The organism is Actinopolymorpha singaporensis, from assembly GCF_900104745.1.
GTDB lineage: Bacteria > Actinomycetota > Actinomycetes > Propionibacteriales > Actinopolymorphaceae > Actinopolymorpha > Actinopolymorpha singaporensis.
In genome coordinates this window covers 5,703,104-5,722,195 of record NZ_LT629732.1, presented here as the reverse complement: position 1 = coordinate 5,722,195, position 19,092 = coordinate 5,703,104, and the positions used below count along the sequence as shown (strand labels likewise).

The following is a 19,092-nucleotide window of genomic DNA, read 5'->3' as shown; positions in this document are numbered from 1 at the left end:
CATGGACCTGATCGCGATCACCGGCGCCGTCGTCTTCTTCGTCGGCGTGCTCGCCTCGGTCGCCCTGCACGAGATCGGCCACTTCGCGCCAGCCAAGTGGTTCGACGTCCGCGTCACCCAGTACATGGTCGGGTTCGGCCGCACGGTGTGGTCGCGTCGGCGCGGTGAGACGGAGTACGGCCTGAAGCTCATCCCGTTCGGCGGGTACGTCCGGATGATCGGGATGTTCCCGCCGGCCCGCGACGGGCGGATGCGCAGGGCCAGCACCGGGCCGTTCCAGACGCTGATCGAGGAGGCCCGCAACTCCTCGGCGGAGGAGACGCCGCCCGGTGAGGAGCACCGCCTCTTCTACACCAAGAAGTGGTGGCAGAAGCTGATCATCATGAGCGGCGGCCCGCTGATGAACATCATCCTGGCGGTCCTGCTGTTCGGGATCGTGCTGATGGGCTTCGGCACCGACGTGCCCAAGCCGACGGTCAGCGCGGTGCCCGACTGCGTGGTTCCCGCCGCCGACGGCGCCCGCAAGTGCACGCCGGCTGATCCGCTGTCGCCGGCGAAGAAGGCCGGGCTGCGGCCCGGCGACGAGATCGTGGCCTTCAACGGCACCCCGATCGACTCCTGGAACAAGGCGTCCGCGCTGATCCGTGACGCCGGCGCGGGCCCGGTCACGATCACGGTGAACCGGGACGGCGCGCGGCGCACCCTGCACGCCACGTTGATCGCGGCCGACCGGCCCGACCCGAACAACCCCGCGCAGCTGGAACGCGTCGGCTTCCTCGGGGTCAGTCCCACCGTGGTCCGCGAACGCCAGGGACCCGGTGCGGTGATCGGTGAGATGGGCCGGCTCACCGCGGCGACGGCCCACGCAATGGTGCACATCCCCCAACGCATGGTCGGGGTGGCCAAGGCGGCGTTCGGGGAGAAGCGGGCGATGGACAGCCCGATGAGCGTGATCGGCGCCAGCCGCGTCGCGGGCGAGATCGCCTCCGCCTCGCAGGTGTCGGTCGGCGACCGGATCGCCACGTTCCTGCAGTGGCTCGGGGCGCTGAACCTCTTCGTCGCGTTGTTCAACCTCGTGCCGCTGCTGCCCATGGACGGCGGTCACATCGCGGGGGCGTTGTACGAAGCGCTGCGGCGCGCCGTGGCCCGGCTGCGGCGCAGGCCCGATCCGGGCTACGTCGACGTGGCGCGGGCCCTGCCGGTCGCGTACGCGGTGGCGAGCGTGCTCATCGTGATGGGCGTCCTGTTGTTGTACGCCGACATCGTCAACCCGGTACGGATATCGAACTGAGGTGCCGTACCCCGTGACCCATCGACCGACCCGAGACGTCACCGGACACGTGATCCGGGCGGCTGATCGGGTAACGATCCAGACGTACGCGCGGGAAGCCGTGCGACGAGCAGCGAAGGACAACTCGTGACCAGCATCGACCTCGGCATGCCCGCAGCACCCCCGCCCGTCCTCGCCGAACGCCGCAAGACCCGGCAGATCCGGGTCGGCAAGGTGCTGGTCGGCGGCGACGCACCGGTCTCGGTGCAGTCGATGACGACGACGCCGACCACCGACATCAATGCGACGCTGCAGCAGATCGCGGAGCTGACGGCGACCGGGTGCGACATCGTCCGGGTCGCGGTCCCGAGCCAGGACGACGCCGACGCGCTGCCGGCCATCGCCGCGAAGTCGCAGATCCCGGTGATCGCCGACATCCACTTCCAGCCGAAGTACGTCTTCGCCGCGATCGAGGCCGGCTGCGCCGCGGTACGGGTCAACCCCGGCAACATCCGCAAGTTCGACGACCAGGTGAAGGAGATCGCTCGTACGGCCGCCGACGCGGGCGTGTCCATCCGGATCGGCGTCAACGCCGGCTCGCTGGACCCCAGGCTGCTGCAGAAGTACGGCAAGCCCACCCCCGAGGCGCTGGTCGAGTCGGCCCTGTGGGAGGCCAGCCTGTTCGAGGAGCACGGCTTCCACGACTTCAAGATCTCGGTGAAGCACCACGACCCGGTGGTGATGGTGCGGGCGTACGAGCTGCTGTCGGAGCAGTGCGACTACCCCCTGCACCTGGGCGTGACCGAGGCCGGCCCGGCGTTCCAGGGCACGATCAAGTCCTCGGTGGCGTTCGGCGCCCTGCTGTCGAAGGGGATCGGCGACACGATCCGGGTGTCCCTGTCCGCCCCGCCGGCGGAGGAGGTCAAGGTCGGCATCAAGATCCTCGAGTCGCTGAACCTCCGCCCGCGCAAGCTGGAGATCGTGTCCTGCCCCTCGTGCGGGCGCGCGCAGGTCGACGTCTACAAGCTCGCCGAGGAGGTGACCGCGGGCCTGGAGGGCATGGAGGTGCCGCTGCGCGTCGCCGTGATGGGCTGCGTGGTGAACGGCCCGGGCGAGGCGCGCGAGGCCGACCTCGGTGTGGCGTCCGGCAACGGCAAGGGCCAGATCTTCGTCAAGGGCGAGGTCGTGCGTACCGTCCCCGAGAGCGAGATCGTGGAGACCCTCATCGACGAGGCCATGCGGATCGGTGAGGAGCTGAAGGGTGCCGGAGTAGCATCCGGGGCACCCGAGGTCGAGGTGCGCTAGGCCAGGGACGAGGATCGTCGGAGACCGGGTCTCTTCCAGGCCCGGGCGGTGACGATCACGAGGAGGCGGGGGATGCTCGAGACCACCGAGCGGGTCCGGCTCCTGCGCACGTCCGATCTCCGCGCTGTCCGGCGGCTGCTGGACGCCGACCCGGTGACCAACGTGTTCATCGACGCGCGGGTCCGCGCGGCCGGCAGCGACCTGCGCCGGATGGGCGGGCAGCTGTGGGGGTACGGCGAGGGCAGCCGGCTCACGTCGCTGTGCTTCGCCGGTGCCAACCTCGTGCCCGTCGCCGCCACGCCGGCCGCGGTCGCGGCGTTCGCCGAACTCGCCCTGCGCTACGGCCGCAACTGTTCGTCGGTGTGGGGCCCGCGGGAGGCGGTGGCGCCGCTGTGGGACGCGCTCGCGCCGACCTGGGGACCGGCCCGTGGGGTGCGTGCGGAGCAGCCGTTCCTCACCACCCGCGACCAGCCGGCGGTGCCCGCCGACCCGGCCGTGCGCCGGGTCCGCATCGACGAGCTCGACGCGCTCTACCGCGCCAGCGTGGCGTTCTTCCGCGAGGAGCTCGGGGTGAGCCCGGAGGAGCGCGACGGCGGGGCCTACTACCGTGCACGGGTCGCGGAGCTGATCGCCCGGGGCCACGCGTTCGCGCGGTTCGAGAACGGCGAGGTCGTCTTCAAGGCCGAGATCGGGGTGGCGACTCCGCGGGCGTTCCAGATCCAGGGCGTGTGGGTGCGGCCGGACCGGCGGGGCGAGGGACTCTCCGCGCCGGGGGTCGCGGCGGTGACCGCCGCCGGGCTGCGTGACGTGGCGCCGGTGGCTACGTTGTACGTCAACGATTTCAACCACGCGGCACGGCGCACCTACGCACGCGTCGGCTTCACCCACGCCGACACGTTCATGACCGTGTTGTTCTAGGGGCACCCCTGGGGTCCGTCCGGTAGGAACCGATCCGGTGAGGAGCGGCTTGGCACGCGGGACAGTGGTCACGGGTTGGCAGTTCTGGATCGACCGGGGCGGCACGTTCACCGACGTGGTGGCCCGCACACCCACCGGTGCCCTGGTGACCCACAAGCTGCTCTCGGACAATCCCGCGCGGTACGCCGACGCCGCGGTCGCCGGCATCCGGGCGCTGCTGGACCGGGCAGGCGAGGAACCGCCCGGTGCGAGGCCGATCGCCGAGCTGATCGAGTCGGTCCGCATGGGTACCACCGTGGCCACCAACGCGCTCCTCGAACGCCATGGCGAGCGGACCGCGCTGGTGATCACCGAGGGGTTCGCCGACGCGCTGCGGATCGGCTACCAGAACCGCCCGCGCATCTTCGACCGGCACATCGTGCTGCCGGACATGCTGTTCGAGCGGGTCGTCGAGGTCGCCGAACGCGTCGCCGCCGACGGCACCGTCCTGCGTCCGCCGGACCGCGGCGCGCTGGAGGAGAAGCTGCGCGAGGTGTACGCCGACGGCGTTCGCGCGGTCGCCGTGGTCTGCCTGCACAGCTACCTCCATCCCGCGCACGAGCAACAGGTCGGCGCCCTGGCGGCGCGGATCGGCTTTCCGCAGGTGTCGTTGTCGAGTGAGGCCAGCCCCCTGATGCGGGTGGTGCCGCGCGGTGACACCACGGTGGTCGACGCCTACCTCTCACCGGTGCTGCGCCGCTACGTCGAGCACGTCGCCGACGAGCTGTCCGGCGTACGCCTGATGTTCATGCAGTCCAACGGCGGGCTGGCCGAGGCTGGGCACTTCCGCGGCAAGGACGCCATCCTGTCCGGGCCCGCGGGCGGGATCGTCGGCATGGTGCGGATGTCGCGGCTGGCCGGGTTCGACAAGGTGATCGGCTTCGACATGGGCGGGACGTCCACCGACGTCTCGCACTACGCCGGAGAGTACGAACGCGTCTTCGACACCCAGGTGGCCGGCGTGCGGCTGCGCGCCCCGATGCTCGACATCAACACCGTCGCGGCCGGCGGTGGGTCGGTTCTGCACTTCGACGGCAGCCGCTACCGCGTCGGGCCCGACTCCGCGGGCGCCGACCCTGGGCCCGCCTGCTACCGCGGCGGCGGCCCGCTGACCGTCACCGACGCCAACGTGATGCTCGGCCGGGTGCAGCCGGCGTACTTCCCGCACGTCTTCGGGCCCGGCGGCGACCAGCCGCTGGACGTCTCCGTCGTGCGGACGGGGTTCGCGGAGCTGGCCGGCCAGATCGCGGCCGCGACCGGCGACGACCGGACACCGGAACAGGTCGCCGCCGGGTTCGTGGCGATCGCGGTCGCCAACATGGCCAACGCGGTGAAGAAGATCTCGGTGCAGAAGGGGCACGACGTCACCGAGTACGCCCTCACCACGTTCGGCGGCGCGGGTGGCCAGCACGCCTGCGCGGTGGCCGACGCGCTCGGCATCCGGACGGTGCTCGTGCCGCCCATGGCCGGCGTACTCTCCGCGCTCGGTATCGGCCTGGCCGACACCACCACCATGCGCGAGCAGTCCGTCGAGTGCGGGCTGGACGCCGACGGACTCAAGCGGGTCGATGCGGTGGCCGACGACCTCGCCCGCACCGCCCGCGACGAGCTCCTCGCCGAGGAGGTGTCGGCCGAACGCATCGAGGTGGTCCGGCGGGCGCACCTGCGCTACGACGGAACCGACACCGCGGTGCCGGTGGCGCTGGCCGAGCCGGCCGACCCGGCGGCGATGGTGGCGGAGTTCGAGGCGGCCTACCGGCGTACGTACTCCTTCCTGATGGACCGCCCGCTGGTGGTGGAGGCGGTGTCGGTCGAGGCGGTCGGCGCCACCGTCCCTCCGGACCTGGACGCCCTGGCGCCGGCCGACCCCGGCGACGGAAGCCCGGCCGGGGAGGACCCGGGCGGCGCGGCGCAGGAGCCGGCGGTACGGATGTACGCCGGGGACCGCTGGCACGACGTACCGCTCCTGCGGCGCGACCGGCTCGCTGCCGGCACCACCGTCAGCGGACCGGCGATCGTCACCGAGGCCAACGCCACCACGGTGGTCGAGCCCGGTTGGGCGGCGACCGTCACCGCGACCGGCCACCTGCGGATCGAACGCGTCAGCGCCCGCGCCGACGTCGAGGACGTCGGCACCGAGGTCGACCCGGTGCTGCTGGAGATCTTCAACAACCTCTTCATGTCGATCGCCGAGCAGATGGGTGCCCGGCTGTCCTCGACCGCGCAGTCGGTGAACATCAAGGAGCGGCTGGACTTCTCCTGCGCGTTGTTCGACCCCGACGGCAACCTCATCGCCAACGCGCCGCACATGCCGGTGCACCTGGGCTCGATGGGCGCGAGCGTGCAGGAGGTGATCCGCCGGCGCGGCTCCGCGATGAAGCGCGGCGACGTCTACGCGGTCAACGATCCCTACCACGGCGGCACCCACCTGCCCGACGTGACGGTGGTGACGCCGGTGTACGACGAGGCGGGGGAGAAGGTGCTGTTCTTCGTCGCCTCCCGCGGTCACCACGCCGAGATCGGTGGGCTCACCCCCGGCTCGATGCCGGCCACCAGCCGCTCGGTCGAGGAGGAGGGGGTGCTGTTCGACAACTGGCTGCTGGTGGAGAACGCCCGCATGCGCGAGGAGGAGACGCGGCGGCTGCTCACCGAGGCGCCGTACCCTTCCCGCAACCCCGACACCAACCTCGCCGACCTGCGCGCCCAGATCGCCGCCAGCGAGAAGGGAGTGGAGGAGGTCGGGAAGATGATCGACCACTTCGGGCTGGACGTCGTACAGGCGTACATGCGGCACGTGCAGGACAACGCCGAGGAAGCTGTCCGCCGGGTCGTCGCCACCCTGGACGGCGGGTCGTACAGCTACGAAATGGACTCCGGCGCCTGGATCGAGGTGCGGGTCGAGGTGGACCGCTCGGCGCGTACCGCCACCATCGACTTCACCGGCACCTCGGCCCAGCTCGACACCAACTTCAACGCACCGGCGTCGGTGGCGACCGCGGCCGTGCTGTACGTCTTCCGCACCCTGGTCGACGACGACATTCCGCTCAACGACGGGTGCCTGCGGCCGCTGCGCATCGTGGTACCCGAGGGCTGCATGCTCGCGCCGAGGTTCCCGGCGGCCGTCGTCGCCGGGAACGTGGAGACCTCGCAGGCGGTGACCGGCGCGCTGTACGCCGCGCTCGGCGTGCAGGCGGAGGGCTCGGGGACGATGAACAACGTGACGTTCGGAAACGCGCGGCACCAGTACTACGAGACGGTGGCGTCCGGGTCGGGTGCGGGCGACGGCTTCGACGGCGCGGCCGTGGTGCAGACGCACATGACGAACTCCCGGCTGACCGACCCCGAGGTGCTGGAGTGGCGGCTGCCGGTGCTGCTGGAGAGCTTCGCGATCCGGCGGGGGAGCGGCGGTGAGGGGCGCTGGCGTGGTGGCGACGGAGCGGTGCGCCGGCTGCGGTTCCTGGAACCGGCGACGGTGAGCACGCTGTCGGGCCACCGGCGGGTTCCGCCGTACGGCATGGCCGGCGGCCGGGCCGGCGCGCTCGGGCACAACCGGGTCGAACGCGCCGACGGCAGCGTCGTGGAGCTGGCGGGTGCCGATTCGGCCGAGGTGGGCACCGGCGACGTCCTGGTCGTGGAGACACCGGGCGGAGGGGGATACGGCCCGGTTGTGCCGTCTGGACCAGATGGTCCGTCGGGTCCTTCCGGGCGGGACGGGTCCACCTGATCGGCAGCACCTGATCGGCCGGACCCGAGCGCGGTAGGTGCGCGACCTACCATGTCCGGCGTGCTGCATCTGCGGGTGACCTCACCGTCGGAGCGGACCGAGAAGGTCGTCGCGCTCCTCGAGGACTGCGTGGGCGTCGCCAACCTGGCGGTGGTGCCGGGCGCGTCGATCCGGCCCCCGGGCGATCTGGTGTTCGCGGACATCGCGCGGGAGTCCGTCGAGGGGGTGCTCTGTGGGCTGCGCGACCTCGGCCTCGACTCCGACGGGACGATCGCCATGGAGATGGTCGACACCGCCGTCTACGACGCCGCCGAACGCGCCGAGCGCGCCGCGCCGGGCGAGGGCGCGGACGCGGTCATCTGGGAGGAGGTCGTACGGCACACCTCCGACGACGCCGTGCTTTCGTGGACGTTCCTGTCGTTCCTCTTCCTCGCCACCACTCTCGCCGCCATCGCGGTCGTACTCGACTCCTCGATCCTGGTGATCGGCGCGATGGTGGTGGGCCCGGAGTTCGTCGCGCTGGCCGCGATCGCGGTCGGGATCGTGCATCACCGCACGGGTCTGCTGCGCCGGGGGCTGTTCACCCTGGCCGTCGGCTTCGCCGCGGCGATCGCGGGCACCACGGTACTGTGCCTGATCGCGCGGGCCGCGGGATGGATCACCATCGCCCAGATCGACCGGCCCAGACCGTTGACAGGGTTCATCTGGACCCCGGACCGGTGGTCGTTCGTGGTGGCGTTCATCGCGGGGATCGCCGGCGTGCTGTCGCTCACCGCCTCGAAGTCCGGCACGCTGGTCGGCGTGTTCATCTCGGTCACCACCGTGCCCGCGGCCGGCAACCTCGCCGCGGCGCTGGCGCTCGGTGACCTCGCCGAACTTGCCGGCTCGGCGGCCCAGCTCGGCATCAACATGGCCGCCATCGTGCTCGCCGGGGTGGCGACGCTGATGCTACAGAAGGCGGTGGGCAGACCGGGGCAGCGGATCCGGATCTGACGGGCGGGCCACGCCGGCCGGTGCGCCGTACGCTCAGCCGATGATCTGCCCGATCGCCATCCAGATCAGGTTCTCGATGATGGACTTGGTGATCTGCCGGAAGATCGGGATCTCCAGCAGCGAGCCGCCGAACGTCACCGCCGCGGTCGCGATCGCCTGGGCGATCTGGAAAGCCAGGATCACCAGCTGGATGATGGCGTTGATCTTCAGGACCAGCACCACCCCGGCGTAGACGAACAGGCCGAGACCGAAGCCCGTACCGGCGGTGGAGGCGATGTCGAGGTTCCTGGTGCCGCCGTGTTCGGCCCACAGTTTCGTGAACGCCTCGACGGTGGGGCCCTCGTGCCCTTCGGAGACCTTGGTGGCCGCGCCCTCGGCGCCGCCTGCGACCGTGCTCAGCCGCCCGGCGAAGTCCACCCAGGTCTGGCCCATACCGAACAGCTTCTCCTCGTCACCCTCCGGCCAGTTGATGCCGATCATGCCGAGCACGGTGACCAGCTCGCCGGGAAGTTGGAGCCCCATGTCGTCTCAGACCGCCTCGACGTCGTTGCCGACCTGGCTGAACAGCTGCTCGCCGCCCTCCTCGTTGTCGCGCGCGGTGCGCGCCACGTGGTTGGCGGCCTCGGAGTGTGCGGTCAGGTCGCCGAGGATCCCGTCGAGCTGGTCGAAGGCGAACTCCGACACGGCCTGGTGGGTGACACCGATCAGCATCCCGATCTCGTCGCCGCCCCACGGCTCACCGAAGGCGGCAAGCTCCGCCTTGATCCCCTTCAGCTCGCGGGCGAGGTCCTGGGCCGCCTTGTCGAGGTCTCCCGAGGCGCGGTTGAGCTGGTTCCACCCGAGCCTGACGCTCTCGTCACCCATGGTCGTTCAGTCCCTGTCGAGTCGGTCCTGGACGTCGGTGATGGCCTGCAGGTAGCGCCGCATCTGCATCACCGACTGCTGCTGGAACTCCTGCAGACGTTCGAGCATCTGCTGCTGGTCGGCGAGCGCGGGCAGGGCGCTGGTCAGCTTGGCCTGCAGGTCGGCGAGCGCGGCGTTGGCCGCCTCCCGGAACGCCTCCGCGATCGACTCGGAGTCCGAACGCAGAACGCGGGGGTTGAGCTCGACCGTCTCCAGCTCTCCGCCCGGCTTGGCGGTCACGCGGACGTAGCCGTCGAGTGCCTCGCCGACACCGCGGACCGGCCCGGTGGGTTCGGCGCCGCCGTCGGCGGCGCCCTGTTCAGCCCCGGGAGCGCTGTCAGCGTGGGGGTCAGGCTGCCCGGCCAGCGGCCGCAGAGCCGCCATGGCGTCGTCGAACAGCCGGTCGAAGTCGTTGGCGCTGACGTCGGCCACGGCCGCCTCCCCGTTGTCGTCCCGCACTAATGCCCCGGTGTGCGGGATCTCCGCTGCTGAGCGACTCTAGCCCACACTTCGGGCGCCACCCGGACGTGATCGACAAGCTGTGGACAACGTCCCTCGATCGGAGCGTCGCCCTGTGCCGCCTCGTCGTTCGCGGCCGGTGCGGGCTTCAGGGTCGGCGTCGACCGGGCCTGGTCCATGCCGGCCCCGAACATGCCGAGCGCAGCCCTCAACCGGGCAACGGTGCCGCTGCCCCTGCCGCGGGGAAGATCCTTGGTTGTCGAATACATGTTCGAACTCTAGCGATGGCGACCGCCATCCAACCCGTTGTCCACAAGGAGATCCGGGTGAGCGACCGATCCGCTGGCTGTGGAGAAATTGTGGCTCGGGGCCGCCTCGCGACGTGGCACGCCTCGGGCCGAGCAGGGGCCTGGTCACGCACAGCCGGTATTCTCGCCTCGGTCCCGGCGGTGGTGACGCCGCCGTCCCTTCCTCGGAGGAGTTTCCCCGTGATCCTGCGGATGTCGACGTTGTTCCTGCGCACGCTGCGCGAGGACCCGGCCGACGCGGAGGTGCCGAGCCACCGGTTGCTCGTGCGCGCCGGCTACATCCGGCGGGTCGCACCGGGCATCTACTCCTGGCTGCCGCTGGGCTGGCGCACCTACCTCAACGTCGAGCGGATCGTCCGGGAGGAGATGGACGCCGCGGGGTTCCAGGAGGTCCACTTCCCGGCGCTGCTGCCGCGCGAGCCGTACGAACGCACCGGCCGGTGGACCGACTACGGCGACGACATCTTCCGGCTCAAGGACCGCAAGGGCAACGACTACCTTCTCGGCCCCACCCACGAGGAGATGTTCACCCTTGCGGTGAAGGACCTGTTCTCCTCCTACAAGGACCTCCCGCTGTCGATCTACCAGATCCAGTGGAAGTACCGCGACGAGCCACGTCCGCGGGCCGGCATCCTGCGGGGCCGGGAGTTCTCCATGAAGGACTCCTATTCCTTCGACGTCGACGACGCCGGCCTGGAGCGCTCCTACCACCGGCACCGTGAGGCGTACGTCCGTACGTTCGACCGGCTCGGACTCGACCACGTGATCGTCAAGGCGATGGCCGGAGCGATGGGGGGCTCGCTCAGCGAGGAGTTCCTCACCCCCACCGAGGTGGGCGAGGACACCTACGTCCGCTGCACATCCTGCGACTACGCGAGCAACACCGAGGCGGTGGAAGTGCCCGCCACCGAGCCGGTGCCGCACGCCGGCCTGCCCGCCGCGCACGTGGAGGACACGCCGGACACCCCGACGATCGAGTCGCTGGTCGCGCTCCTGAACGGCCGGGAGAAGCTCCGTCGCGACGACCGTCCCTGGCAGGCGTCCGACACCCTGAAGAACGTCATCGTCAAGGTCGTCCAACCAGGCGGCGACAGCGAACTCCTTGCCGTTGGCGTACCCGGTGACCGGGAGGTGGACCTGAAGCGGCTGGAGGCCCAGGTCTACCCGGCCACCGTCCAGGCGGCGACCGACGAGGACTTCGCGGCCAGGCCGGAGCTGGTGCGCGGCTACATCGGACCCGCCGCGCTGGGTGCGGACAAGCCGGCCAGGGTTCGCTACCTCGTGGACCCACGGGTCGCGTCGGGCACCCGCTGGGTGACCGGCGCCAACGAACCCGGCAAACACGTGGTGGACCTCGTCGCCGGCCGCGACTTCACCCCCGACGGCACCATCCATGCCGCCGACGTACGCGACGGTGACCCGTGCCCGCGCTGCGGCAGCGCGCTGGCCTCGGCCAGGGGCATGGAGATGGGGCACGTCTTCGCGCTCGGCCGCAAGTTCGCGCAGGCGCTCGGTCTCACGGTGCTGGACGAGAACGGCAGGCAGGTCGTGGTGACGATGGGGTCGTACGGCATCGGGGTGAGCCGGGCAGTCGCCGCGATCGCGGAGAAGAACCACGACGCCAAGGGCCTGATCTGGCCCCGCGAGATCAGCCCGGCCGACGTGCACGTCATCGCCACCGGCAAGAACGACGCGCCGTTCGAGACCGCCGAGCGACTCGCCGCCGAGCTGGACGCCCGGGGCATCCGGGTGCTGCTGGACGACCGGCGCGGGGCGAGCCCGGGGGAGAAGTTCAACGACGCCGACCTGCTGGGCATCCCCACGATCGTGACCTGCGGGCGGCGGATCGTGGACGGCAAGGTGGAGATCAAGGACCGGCGTACCAGCGAACGCATCGATCTGCCGATCGCCGAGGTCGTCGACCATCTGGTGGAGGTCTGCGCTTCCTGACCCGCTGTGCTTCCGGGCCGGTCCGTCGACCGGTCAGCCGAGTGGTACGTGGTTGCGGGTGGTCGCCGAGCGCGGTCGGTACGCCGACGGCGCCAGGCCGGTGAACGCCCGGAACTCCTTGACGAAGTGGGCCTGGTCGAAGTAGCCGGTCCGGTGGGCGATCTCGGCCCAGTCGACCGGCCGGTCGTGGGGGATCGCCGCCAGCGCCCGCTGGAAGCGGCGTACGCGGGCGAAGAGTTTCGGTGTCAACCCCACGTTGTCAGCGAACCGCCGGGTGAACGCCCGGCCGGTCAGCCCGCAACGTTCGGCCACCTGCGCGACCGGTCTGCCCCGGTGGAGTTCGCCCACCGCGAACTCCAGTCCCGGGTCGGCCCGCAGGGGGCGGACCGCCCGGCTCAGCAGGACCTGCTCCACCACGTCCAGCTTCGCCCCCGGTGTGGCCGCCGCCGCCAGGCGTTCGCGAAGTTCGCCGCCCGCGTGGTCGCCCCAGAGCGCGTCGAGGTCGAGCAGCCGTTCACCGGTCCGGTCCGCCGGCCCGGCGAAGAACGGGGCCGCGCCGCCCGGCCGGAACGCCACCCACACGGTCTCCCGCTGGTCCGCTGTGTCGATCACCCGGACGCCGGACTGCGGTCCGGACAAGGCTGCGCCGCCGACGAACTCCGCTGCCTGCGCGTCGCCGGCCTCCCCGTACACCCGGAACCTGTCCTCGGCCAGGTTGACCAGCAGCTGCGGAACGCCGGTCGGCAACGCGCGCTCGCGGCCGTTGCCCGCGATGCCCTCGGCGTATCCGAGGTGACGGACGAACGGCGCTAGCGCCGCACTCGGCGCCCGACTGACGTACTGCATGCACCGACCATAGAGCCGGCGCACGCAGTACGTCAGCTCGGTGCAGTACGTCAGCAGGCCGAGCCGCTCAGCCCGGCAGGAGCCTCTCCAGCCGTTCGTCGTAACGCCAGGCCGGATGCGTACCGGTCAGGTGGACACCGCCGATCCAGCGGTCCACGCCGTTGAGCTCGGCGTGGTCGGCCCGGCCGGCGAGGACGTCCCGTCCAGCCGTGGTGAGCGCCACCCGACGTTCGGCGTACGGTCCGTCGGCTGTGTCACCATCCACCGCAAGCAGCGGTTGACGGGCAGCCGCCAGCTCGGCGATGCGGTCGAAGCAGGAGGTGTCGCCGAGGAACGGCCGGCGTTCGCGGCGCCGCACCTCGGCGAAGACCGCGCCTGCCGTGCCCGCGCCACCGTCGACGGCAAGGAGGATCCTGCGCTCGGTCAGGGAGAGTCCGTCCGAGCGCGCGGGGTACTCCTGCGCCAACCGGCCGAACGCCTCCGGGAGGTGCCGCAGGACGGGCGAGGCCGACCGCGCGATCTCGGCCAGTCCGCCAGGGTCGGGAGCGGTGAACGCCCCCCAGGCGGCTATCGCGAGGTCGAACGCCTCGGCGGTCAGCGGGAGCTCGTCCGCACGCAACCGCAGCAGGTCCGCAGGCGCCAGTTCGCCCAGTCCGCCGAAGTGCGCTATCCCGGGAAACTCTCCGGCCGACACCAGCGACACCGACTCCGGTGGGACACCGGCCCGGTGCAGCTGGTCGAGGATCTGCACCACCTGGAGCTGGTCGTACAGGTCGGCCTCGAACCACAGCACAACCCGGCCACCACGGTGGGCCGCGAGGGCTGCGTCGCGGGCATCGAAGTCGGCACGCACCGAGGCCGGATCCAGCCCCTCTCCGGCGATGAAGTCCGCGCGTACGGCACGAAGCTCGGCGTCGGTGAGTCCGCCGGGCACCGGGCCGTCGTGGAGTACGTCCCGCCAGGGCAGGATCGGCTCGGTGAGCCCGGCCGCCCGCATCACCTCCGCGGCGCAGTCGCCGTTGGTGACGTGCAGGACGTCCCTGGTGTGGTCGTCCCTGGTCTCTGCTCTGGTCTCTGCTCTGGTCTCGGGGGCGATCCCGGCTGCCGGCTCGTCTCCGGGCTCGGGGGCGGTCCGGTCCGCCAACTGTGCGCGGGCGGCGGCGTACCGCTCACCCGTCCTGGCCATCCGCGCGCGGACACGGCGCTTGAACGCGGCGTCTCGGGTCATGTCGACCTGTCCCTTCGTGCCGTGCCAGCGCCCCCCAGCGGAGCCGAGCACGACAGCGGTGACAGGTGATCATGCCCGCTGCCGAGGTCGGTTCCCCTTTGCCTCCCTGGCAGATCCCGCTGGGGTGGATCGCGGAGGTTGGGCGCGGCAGGGCGCCGGGGCCAGACTAGGCGACACCCCGGCGATCTGTCACCGGTCCACGGGGTCGTTCACACGGTCCCCGTCGACGGTCGGTCCCTGTCCACCGGTCCTCGTCCACCGGTCCTCCTCACCGGCCGACGGCGTAGTTCTGCATCCCGCGTGGGTTGGCGCCCGCGGAGAGCACACCGGTCCGCGGGTCGCGGGCGACCGCGCACAGCCGGCCGAGGCTCCACGGGCCCGACCGCGTGACGACGTGGCCGCGGCGTTCCAGCGCACCGATCGCCTCCTCGCCGAGCCGGTCCTCGACCACCAGACCGCGCGGCTCCATCGTCCGCGGGTAGAACGAACCGGGGAAGCTCGTGGTGTGCCACGCCGGCGCGTCGATGGCCTGCTGGAGGTCCTGCCCCGCGCCGAGGTGCCGCAACAGGAACAGCAGCTGCCACTGGTCCTGCTGGTCACCACCGGGGGAGCCGCAGGCGAGCACCGGACGGCCGTCGGCGAGCACCAGCGTCGGCGACAGCGTCGTACGAGGACGCCGACCGGGCACGAGCGAGGAGGACAGCCCCTCCTCCAGCCAGAACATCTGTGCCCGGCTGCCCAGGCAGAACCCGAGCGAGGGGATCGTCGGCGAGCTCTGCAGCCAGCCGCCGCTCGGCGTGGCGGAGATCATGTTGCCCCAGCGATCGACGACGTCCACGTGGCAGGTGTCGCCGCGGGTACGGCCGGTGAGGTCGACGGTGGGTTCGCCGGTGTCGCCGGTCCCGCGTCCGCCGGCCGGGGCGGTCCGTTCCGGGTCGGCGTGCGCTGCCGGCAGCCTCGGCGTACGTCCCTCAGGCGAGCCGGGGCGCAGGTCGCCCGAAGCCCGGTCGCCCACGAGCGCGGCGCGTTCGGTGGCGTACTCCCTGGACAGCAGCGCCGGCAGCGGGGAGTCGGGCAGGTCGCCGTACCACGCCTCCCGGTCGGCCAGGGCGAGCTTGAGCACCTCCGCCGTCAGGTGGACGCCGAGTTCACCGCTGCCGTCTGTGCTGTCGATGTCGGCCGTGGCGTCCAGCGCGTCCAGCAGGGCCAGCGACTGCAGCAGGACCGGCCCCTGACCCCACGCCCGGGTCTTGGCCACGGTCAGGCCGTTCCACTCCAAAGTCGCGGGTTCCTCCCAGGACGCCGACCAGGAGGCGAGGTCGTCACCGGTGAGCACGCCGGCGTGGTCGGCGCCGCTTGCGTCGCGGTGCGCCTGCCGGGAGAACGCCGCCACCTCCTCGGCCACGAACCCCTCCCGCCAGGCCCGGCGGGCGGCGTCGATCTGGGCCTCCCGGCCGGTGCCGGCGGCCTCGCCCTCGGCGGCCAGCCGCTCCAGGGTGCCGGCGTACGCCGGGTTGGCGAACATCGCGTTCGGCGCCGGTGGCTTTCCGTCGCGCAGCCACAGCGCCGCCGAGGTGGGCCAGTGTTCGGCGAACAACCGCTCGACCGTGGCGATCGTCGTCACCGCGCCGGACACCAGCGGATGACCCGCGCGGGCGTACCCGATCGCCGGCTCGAGCACGTCGCGCAGCCGCCAGGTGCCGTGGTCGCGGAGCAGCAGCAGCCAGGCGTCCACCGCTCCGGGGACGGTGGCCGCCAGCGGCCCGGAGCCGGGGACCAGGTCCAGGCCCAGGTCGCGGAAGTGCTCGATGGTGGCGCCCGCCGGTGCCGGTCCCTGCCCGTTCAGGACCCTGGGCGCGGGGTCGCCGGCGGTGGCCACCACGGCGGGGACCTCACCGCCCGGGCCGTTCAGGTGCGGCTCGACCACGTGCAGGACGAAGCCGGCGCAGGCGGCCGCGTCGAAGGCGTTGCCGCCGCGTTCGAGCACGCTCATGGCGCTCTGCGACGCCAGCCAGTGCGTGGACGCGACCATGCCGAAGGTGCCCCGGAGGGTCGGGCGGGTGGTGAACGTCATGAACCGTCCTCGTCGTCGAAGGAGGAAGCCGGCCGGCGGTCTCGGGCACGGCGACGCAGACGTGCGGGCGCGACCGGCGGTGCGCCCGACCCTAACGCGTGTACGCCGTCCGGCGGCCGCGATGCCGGTCCCGGCACCGCCGATCGCCGGCCGACGGGGAGTGCGGACAGCGGGTGCGGGCGGCAGGTGCGAACGGCAGCCCGGTTGTCGGTGCCCGCTGGCACCATCCCGGCATGACAGTGAGCGCGGTGATCTTCGACTGGGGCGGCACTCTCACGCCCTGGCACACGGTCGACCTGCACGACCAGTGGCGGCACTACGCCCGGGCCTACGACCCGGCGCACGGCGACGAGGTGTCGGCAGCGCTGCGGGCGGCCGAGGACGAGGCCTGGCGGCGGTCCAGGGAGGAGCACCGCGCGACCGCGTTCGACACGATCGTCCGGGCGGCCGGGCTGGAGCCGTCCGGTCCGGCGCACCAGCGCGGGGTCGAGGCCTATCGCGCCTGGTGGGAGCCGCACACCCTGTCCGACCCGGACGCCGCACCGCTGTTCCGGGCGCTGCGTGAGCGGGGAATCCGGGTCGGCGTGCTGTCCAACACCGTCTGGCCACGCGACGACCACGAACTCGTCTTCGCCCGCGACGGGCTGCTCGACCTCATCGACGGAGCCGTCTACACCAGCGAGATCGCACACACCAAGCCACACCCGGAGGCGTTCCGCGCCGCCATGGCGGCCGTCGGCGTCGACCGCCCGGAGCACTGCGTCTTCGTCGGCGACCGGCTCTTCGACGACATCCACGGTGCGCGCTCGGCGGGGATGCGGGCCGTCCACGTGCCGCACAGCGAGATTCCCGCCCTGCAGCGTGGGCACACCGACGGCGAGCCGGACGCGGTGGTCCAGCGACTGGCCGACATCCTCCCGCTCGTGGACGGCTGGCGATCCGGGTCGGCTACCGCTGCTGAGCCGACCCGGCCAGCCGTTACCGGTCGCGGCGGTTGAACCCCGCCGTCCGGTAGCGATGCCATTGCGCTCAGCACACACCTCGGGCCGATGTCCTGGGCCACGGCTCAGGAGGAGATCGGCCGACGCCGATGACAGTCGTACGGGGAGGACCCGCCATGCCCGAGATCGACCGCCGCGGTTTCGTCGGAGGCCTGGGCGGCCTCGCTGCCGGCGCCTCGCTGCTGGCCACTGCGCGCCCCGCGCCCCCGGGTGCGGCCGCCGAGCCGGTGTTCCACTACGACCTGACGCACCTGTACACCCTCGACCTGGCCGATCCGGAGCAGGCTGCCCGGGCGTACGACGAACTCCACTTCGTGTCCACCCTGCAGGGCATCGTCAACCGCGACCATCCCCGGCTCTACGTTCATTTTGTCGACCACAGCGAGTTCGGCACCAAGGACATCGACGACTACTGGCTCGCCGTACTACGCCGGGACGGAGGCCTGCTCGCCGACCGGCCGCTTCGCCACCTCGGCACCCTCGAGGATCTGGTCACGACCTTCCGCCGCTCGCTCCGAGGCGCGGTGGTGTGGGACCCGAACGTGCCGGCCACCTCCGACGTCGCGTCGACGGTGGCGGGCGCCCGCGACCTGGTGGCCGTTCGGTACGACCCCTCACCGGACTCGCTGTACACCCGTTACGTCGGCATCCGCGACGCGGCCGACGGACCACTGCGGTTGCCGGCCGTCGTACGACTCGTACGCGACGACGGGAGCTCGCTGTTCACCGGCCGGGGGCCGATTCCCGGCACCCGGCGCGAGTCGACCGGCAGCGCCAAGTGCGACGCGTACGTCTGGGCGGTCGAGCACTATCTCCGCACCGGGCGGTCCACTCCTGATCTCGGCTACTACCTCGACGGCTACTGGCTATGCCGGCCTCAGGGCAAGCTGCAGCAGGCCCTGCTCACCAACCACGACTACCTCGTCAGCCGGCGCGGGTTCTTCTTCGACCTGCTGCCCTGGGACGACGAGGCTCCTGTCGACGATCCGAACCAGCCCGTCGGCACCGACCAGGCCACGCTGGAGGAGATCCTGCGGGTGGCCTACGAGCGGGCGGGCGGAGCGATGGTCCCGGTGCACGGGTTCGTCCCGTGGGGCTACAAGTACACGACGGTCGACCCGGCCGGCGGGCACCACGAACCGGTGGCCACCGAGTGGCGCTTCGTGCAGGTCGCCTCCGCCTACAACGCCTACCTCGACGCCGACGCGGAGAACCTCGACGCGATGGCCAACGCCTCGGTGTTCCGGCACGCCCCGCTGCGGTCGGCCTACCCGCAACGCCCGCGCCCGACCACCGCGGACCTGCGGGCCCGCGGCTTCGTCGACGCGTCGGGTGCGGTGGCCCCGCGCCGCTACGTGATGTTCTACGTGGGCGACTACGACTCGGCCGCCTGGCTGTACCAGGTGATGCCCTATGTCTGGGACGACGCCGCCCGCGGCAAGGTCCCGCTCAACTGGGCGTTCAATCCCAACCTCGCCGAGCGGATGCCGGTGGCGCTGGACCTCGCGCGGCGGACGGCGACCTCGGCCGACACGTTCGTGGCCGGTGACAGCGGCGCTGGTTACGTCAACCCGGGCATGCTGGCCGAGCCGCGCGAGTTCTCCGGCCTGCCGTCGGGCGTCGCCGCGTGGAGGCGGCACTGCCGGCCGCGCTACGCCCGATGGGACCTCACCGTGACCGGCTTCGTGATCGACGGCTACGCGCCGGGCATGGACGCCGAGACCAGGGCGGCGTACGCCGACTTCTCACCCGACGGGTTCGCCGCGCAGAAGATCGAACCCATGGGACTCGTCGGCACCACCCCCTTCGTCCGGATGGGCCCCGACCTGCCGCGCGCCGACCCGGCGACCGCGGCCCGGGCTCTACGGGACGCGCTCGACGGCGACCTGGCCGGGCCGCCCGCGGCGCCTCGGTTCCTTTGTGTGCGCACCATCCTGGAAAGCCCCTCGTGGCACCGCGAGGTGGTGGACATGGTGCTCGCGCAGGCGCGGGAGGCGGCGGTGGAGCTCGTGGACGCGCACACCTTCTACGCGCTGGTTCGGCAACACCTCGGCTGAGCACGCGGCGACCGTGC

At 71.8% G+C, this 19,092-nt stretch carries 14 protein-coding genes; 8 read left to right on the top strand and 6 right to left on the bottom strand.

Features of this window, described 5'->3' with window-relative positions; all coding sequences use genetic code 11:
• Position 1: 1 nt before the first annotated feature.
• From BLU27_RS25560 to BLU27_RS25540, 5 genes are all read left to right on the top strand, one after another.
• Positions 2-1,291, top strand: a complete 1,290-nt coding sequence (locus tag BLU27_RS25560) for a M50 family metallopeptidase (RefSeq protein WP_092656148.1) — start codon at positions 2-4, stop codon at positions 1,289-1,291.
• Positions 1,292-1,438: 147 nt separating this feature from the next.
• Positions 1,439-2,575 carry a flavodoxin-dependent (E)-4-hydroxy-3-methylbut-2-enyl-diphosphate synthase gene (gene ispG / locus BLU27_RS25555; RefSeq protein WP_092658283.1) on the top strand — a complete coding sequence of 379 codons (1,137 nt, stop codon included), beginning with the start codon at positions 1,439-1,441 and terminating at the stop codon, positions 2,573-2,575.
• Between the two features lie 72 nt (positions 2,576-2,647).
• A complete protein-coding gene (locus BLU27_RS25550) occupies positions 2,648-3,493 on the top strand; it encodes a GNAT family N-acetyltransferase (RefSeq protein ID WP_092656147.1) in 846 nt (281 codons plus the stop codon).
• 49 nt (positions 3,494-3,542) lie between these two features.
• Positions 3,543-7,256, top strand: a complete 3,714-nt coding sequence (locus BLU27_RS25545; protein ID WP_241827634.1) for a hydantoinase B/oxoprolinase family protein — start codon at positions 3,543-3,545, stop codon at positions 7,254-7,256.
• A 51-nt stretch (positions 7,257-7,307) separates the two neighbouring features.
• Complete coding sequence (locus tag BLU27_RS25540; protein ID WP_241827633.1) at positions 7,308-8,249, top strand: DUF389 domain-containing protein; 942 nt, start codon at positions 7,308-7,310, stop codon at positions 8,247-8,249.
• Positions 8,250-8,282: 33 nt separating this feature from the next.
• Here the strand turns inward: BLU27_RS25540 and BLU27_RS25535 are convergent, their stop codons facing one another.
• The 3 genes from BLU27_RS25535 to BLU27_RS25525 are packed head-to-tail and all read right to left on the bottom strand — an operon-like array spanning position 8,283 to position 9,584.
• On the bottom strand, positions 8,283-8,771 hold the full coding sequence (locus BLU27_RS25535) for a WXG100-like domain-containing protein (protein WP_092656146.1): 489 nt from the start codon (positions 8,769-8,771) through the stop codon (positions 8,283-8,285).
• 6 nt (positions 8,772-8,777) lie between these two features.
• Positions 8,778-9,113 carry a hypothetical protein gene (locus BLU27_RS25530; RefSeq protein ID WP_092656145.1) on the bottom strand — a complete coding sequence of 112 codons (336 nt, stop codon included), beginning with the start codon at positions 9,111-9,113 and terminating at the stop codon, positions 8,778-8,780.
• 6 nt (positions 9,114-9,119) lie between these two features.
• Positions 9,120-9,584 (bottom strand): YbaB/EbfC family nucleoid-associated protein, encoded by a 465-nt coding sequence (locus BLU27_RS25525; RefSeq protein ID WP_157728804.1) that lies wholly within the window; start codon positions 9,582-9,584, stop codon positions 9,120-9,122.
• A gap of 515 nt (positions 9,585-10,099) precedes the next feature.
• Here BLU27_RS25525 and BLU27_RS25520 point away from each other — a divergent pair.
• The gene (locus tag BLU27_RS25520; protein ID WP_092656143.1) at positions 10,100-11,869 is read left to right on the top strand and encodes a proline--tRNA ligase; all 1,770 of its coding nucleotides are present in this window, start codon (positions 10,100-10,102) and stop codon (positions 11,867-11,869) included.
• A gap of 33 nt (positions 11,870-11,902) precedes the next feature.
• Here BLU27_RS25520 and BLU27_RS25515 read toward each other — a convergent pair whose 3' ends face one another.
• From BLU27_RS25515 to BLU27_RS25505, 3 genes are all read right to left on the bottom strand, one after another.
• Complete coding sequence (locus BLU27_RS25515) at positions 11,903-12,715, bottom strand: helix-turn-helix transcriptional regulator (protein WP_092656142.1); 813 nt, start codon at positions 12,713-12,715, stop codon at positions 11,903-11,905.
• A 67-nt stretch (positions 12,716-12,782) separates the two neighbouring features.
• Complete coding sequence (locus tag BLU27_RS25510; protein ID WP_197681577.1) at positions 12,783-13,943, bottom strand: hypothetical protein; 1,161 nt, start codon at positions 13,941-13,943, stop codon at positions 12,783-12,785.
• 268 nt (positions 13,944-14,211) lie between these two features.
• The gene (locus BLU27_RS25505) at positions 14,212-16,017 is read right to left on the bottom strand and encodes a gamma-glutamyltransferase family protein (protein ID WP_092656141.1); all 1,806 of its coding nucleotides are present in this window, start codon (positions 16,015-16,017) and stop codon (positions 14,212-14,214) included.
• Between the two features lie 233 nt (positions 16,018-16,250).
• Between BLU27_RS25505 and BLU27_RS25500 the strand changes: the two genes are divergently transcribed.
• Positions 16,251-17,015, top strand: a complete 765-nt coding sequence (locus BLU27_RS25500) for an HAD family hydrolase (RefSeq protein ID WP_092658275.1) — start codon at positions 16,251-16,253, stop codon at positions 17,013-17,015.
• A 119-nt stretch (positions 17,016-17,134) separates the two neighbouring features.
• A complete protein-coding gene (locus BLU27_RS25495) occupies positions 17,135-19,075 on the top strand; it encodes a GxGYxYP domain-containing protein (protein WP_157728803.1) in 1,941 nt (646 codons plus the stop codon).
• Positions 19,076-19,092: the final 17 nt, after the last annotated feature.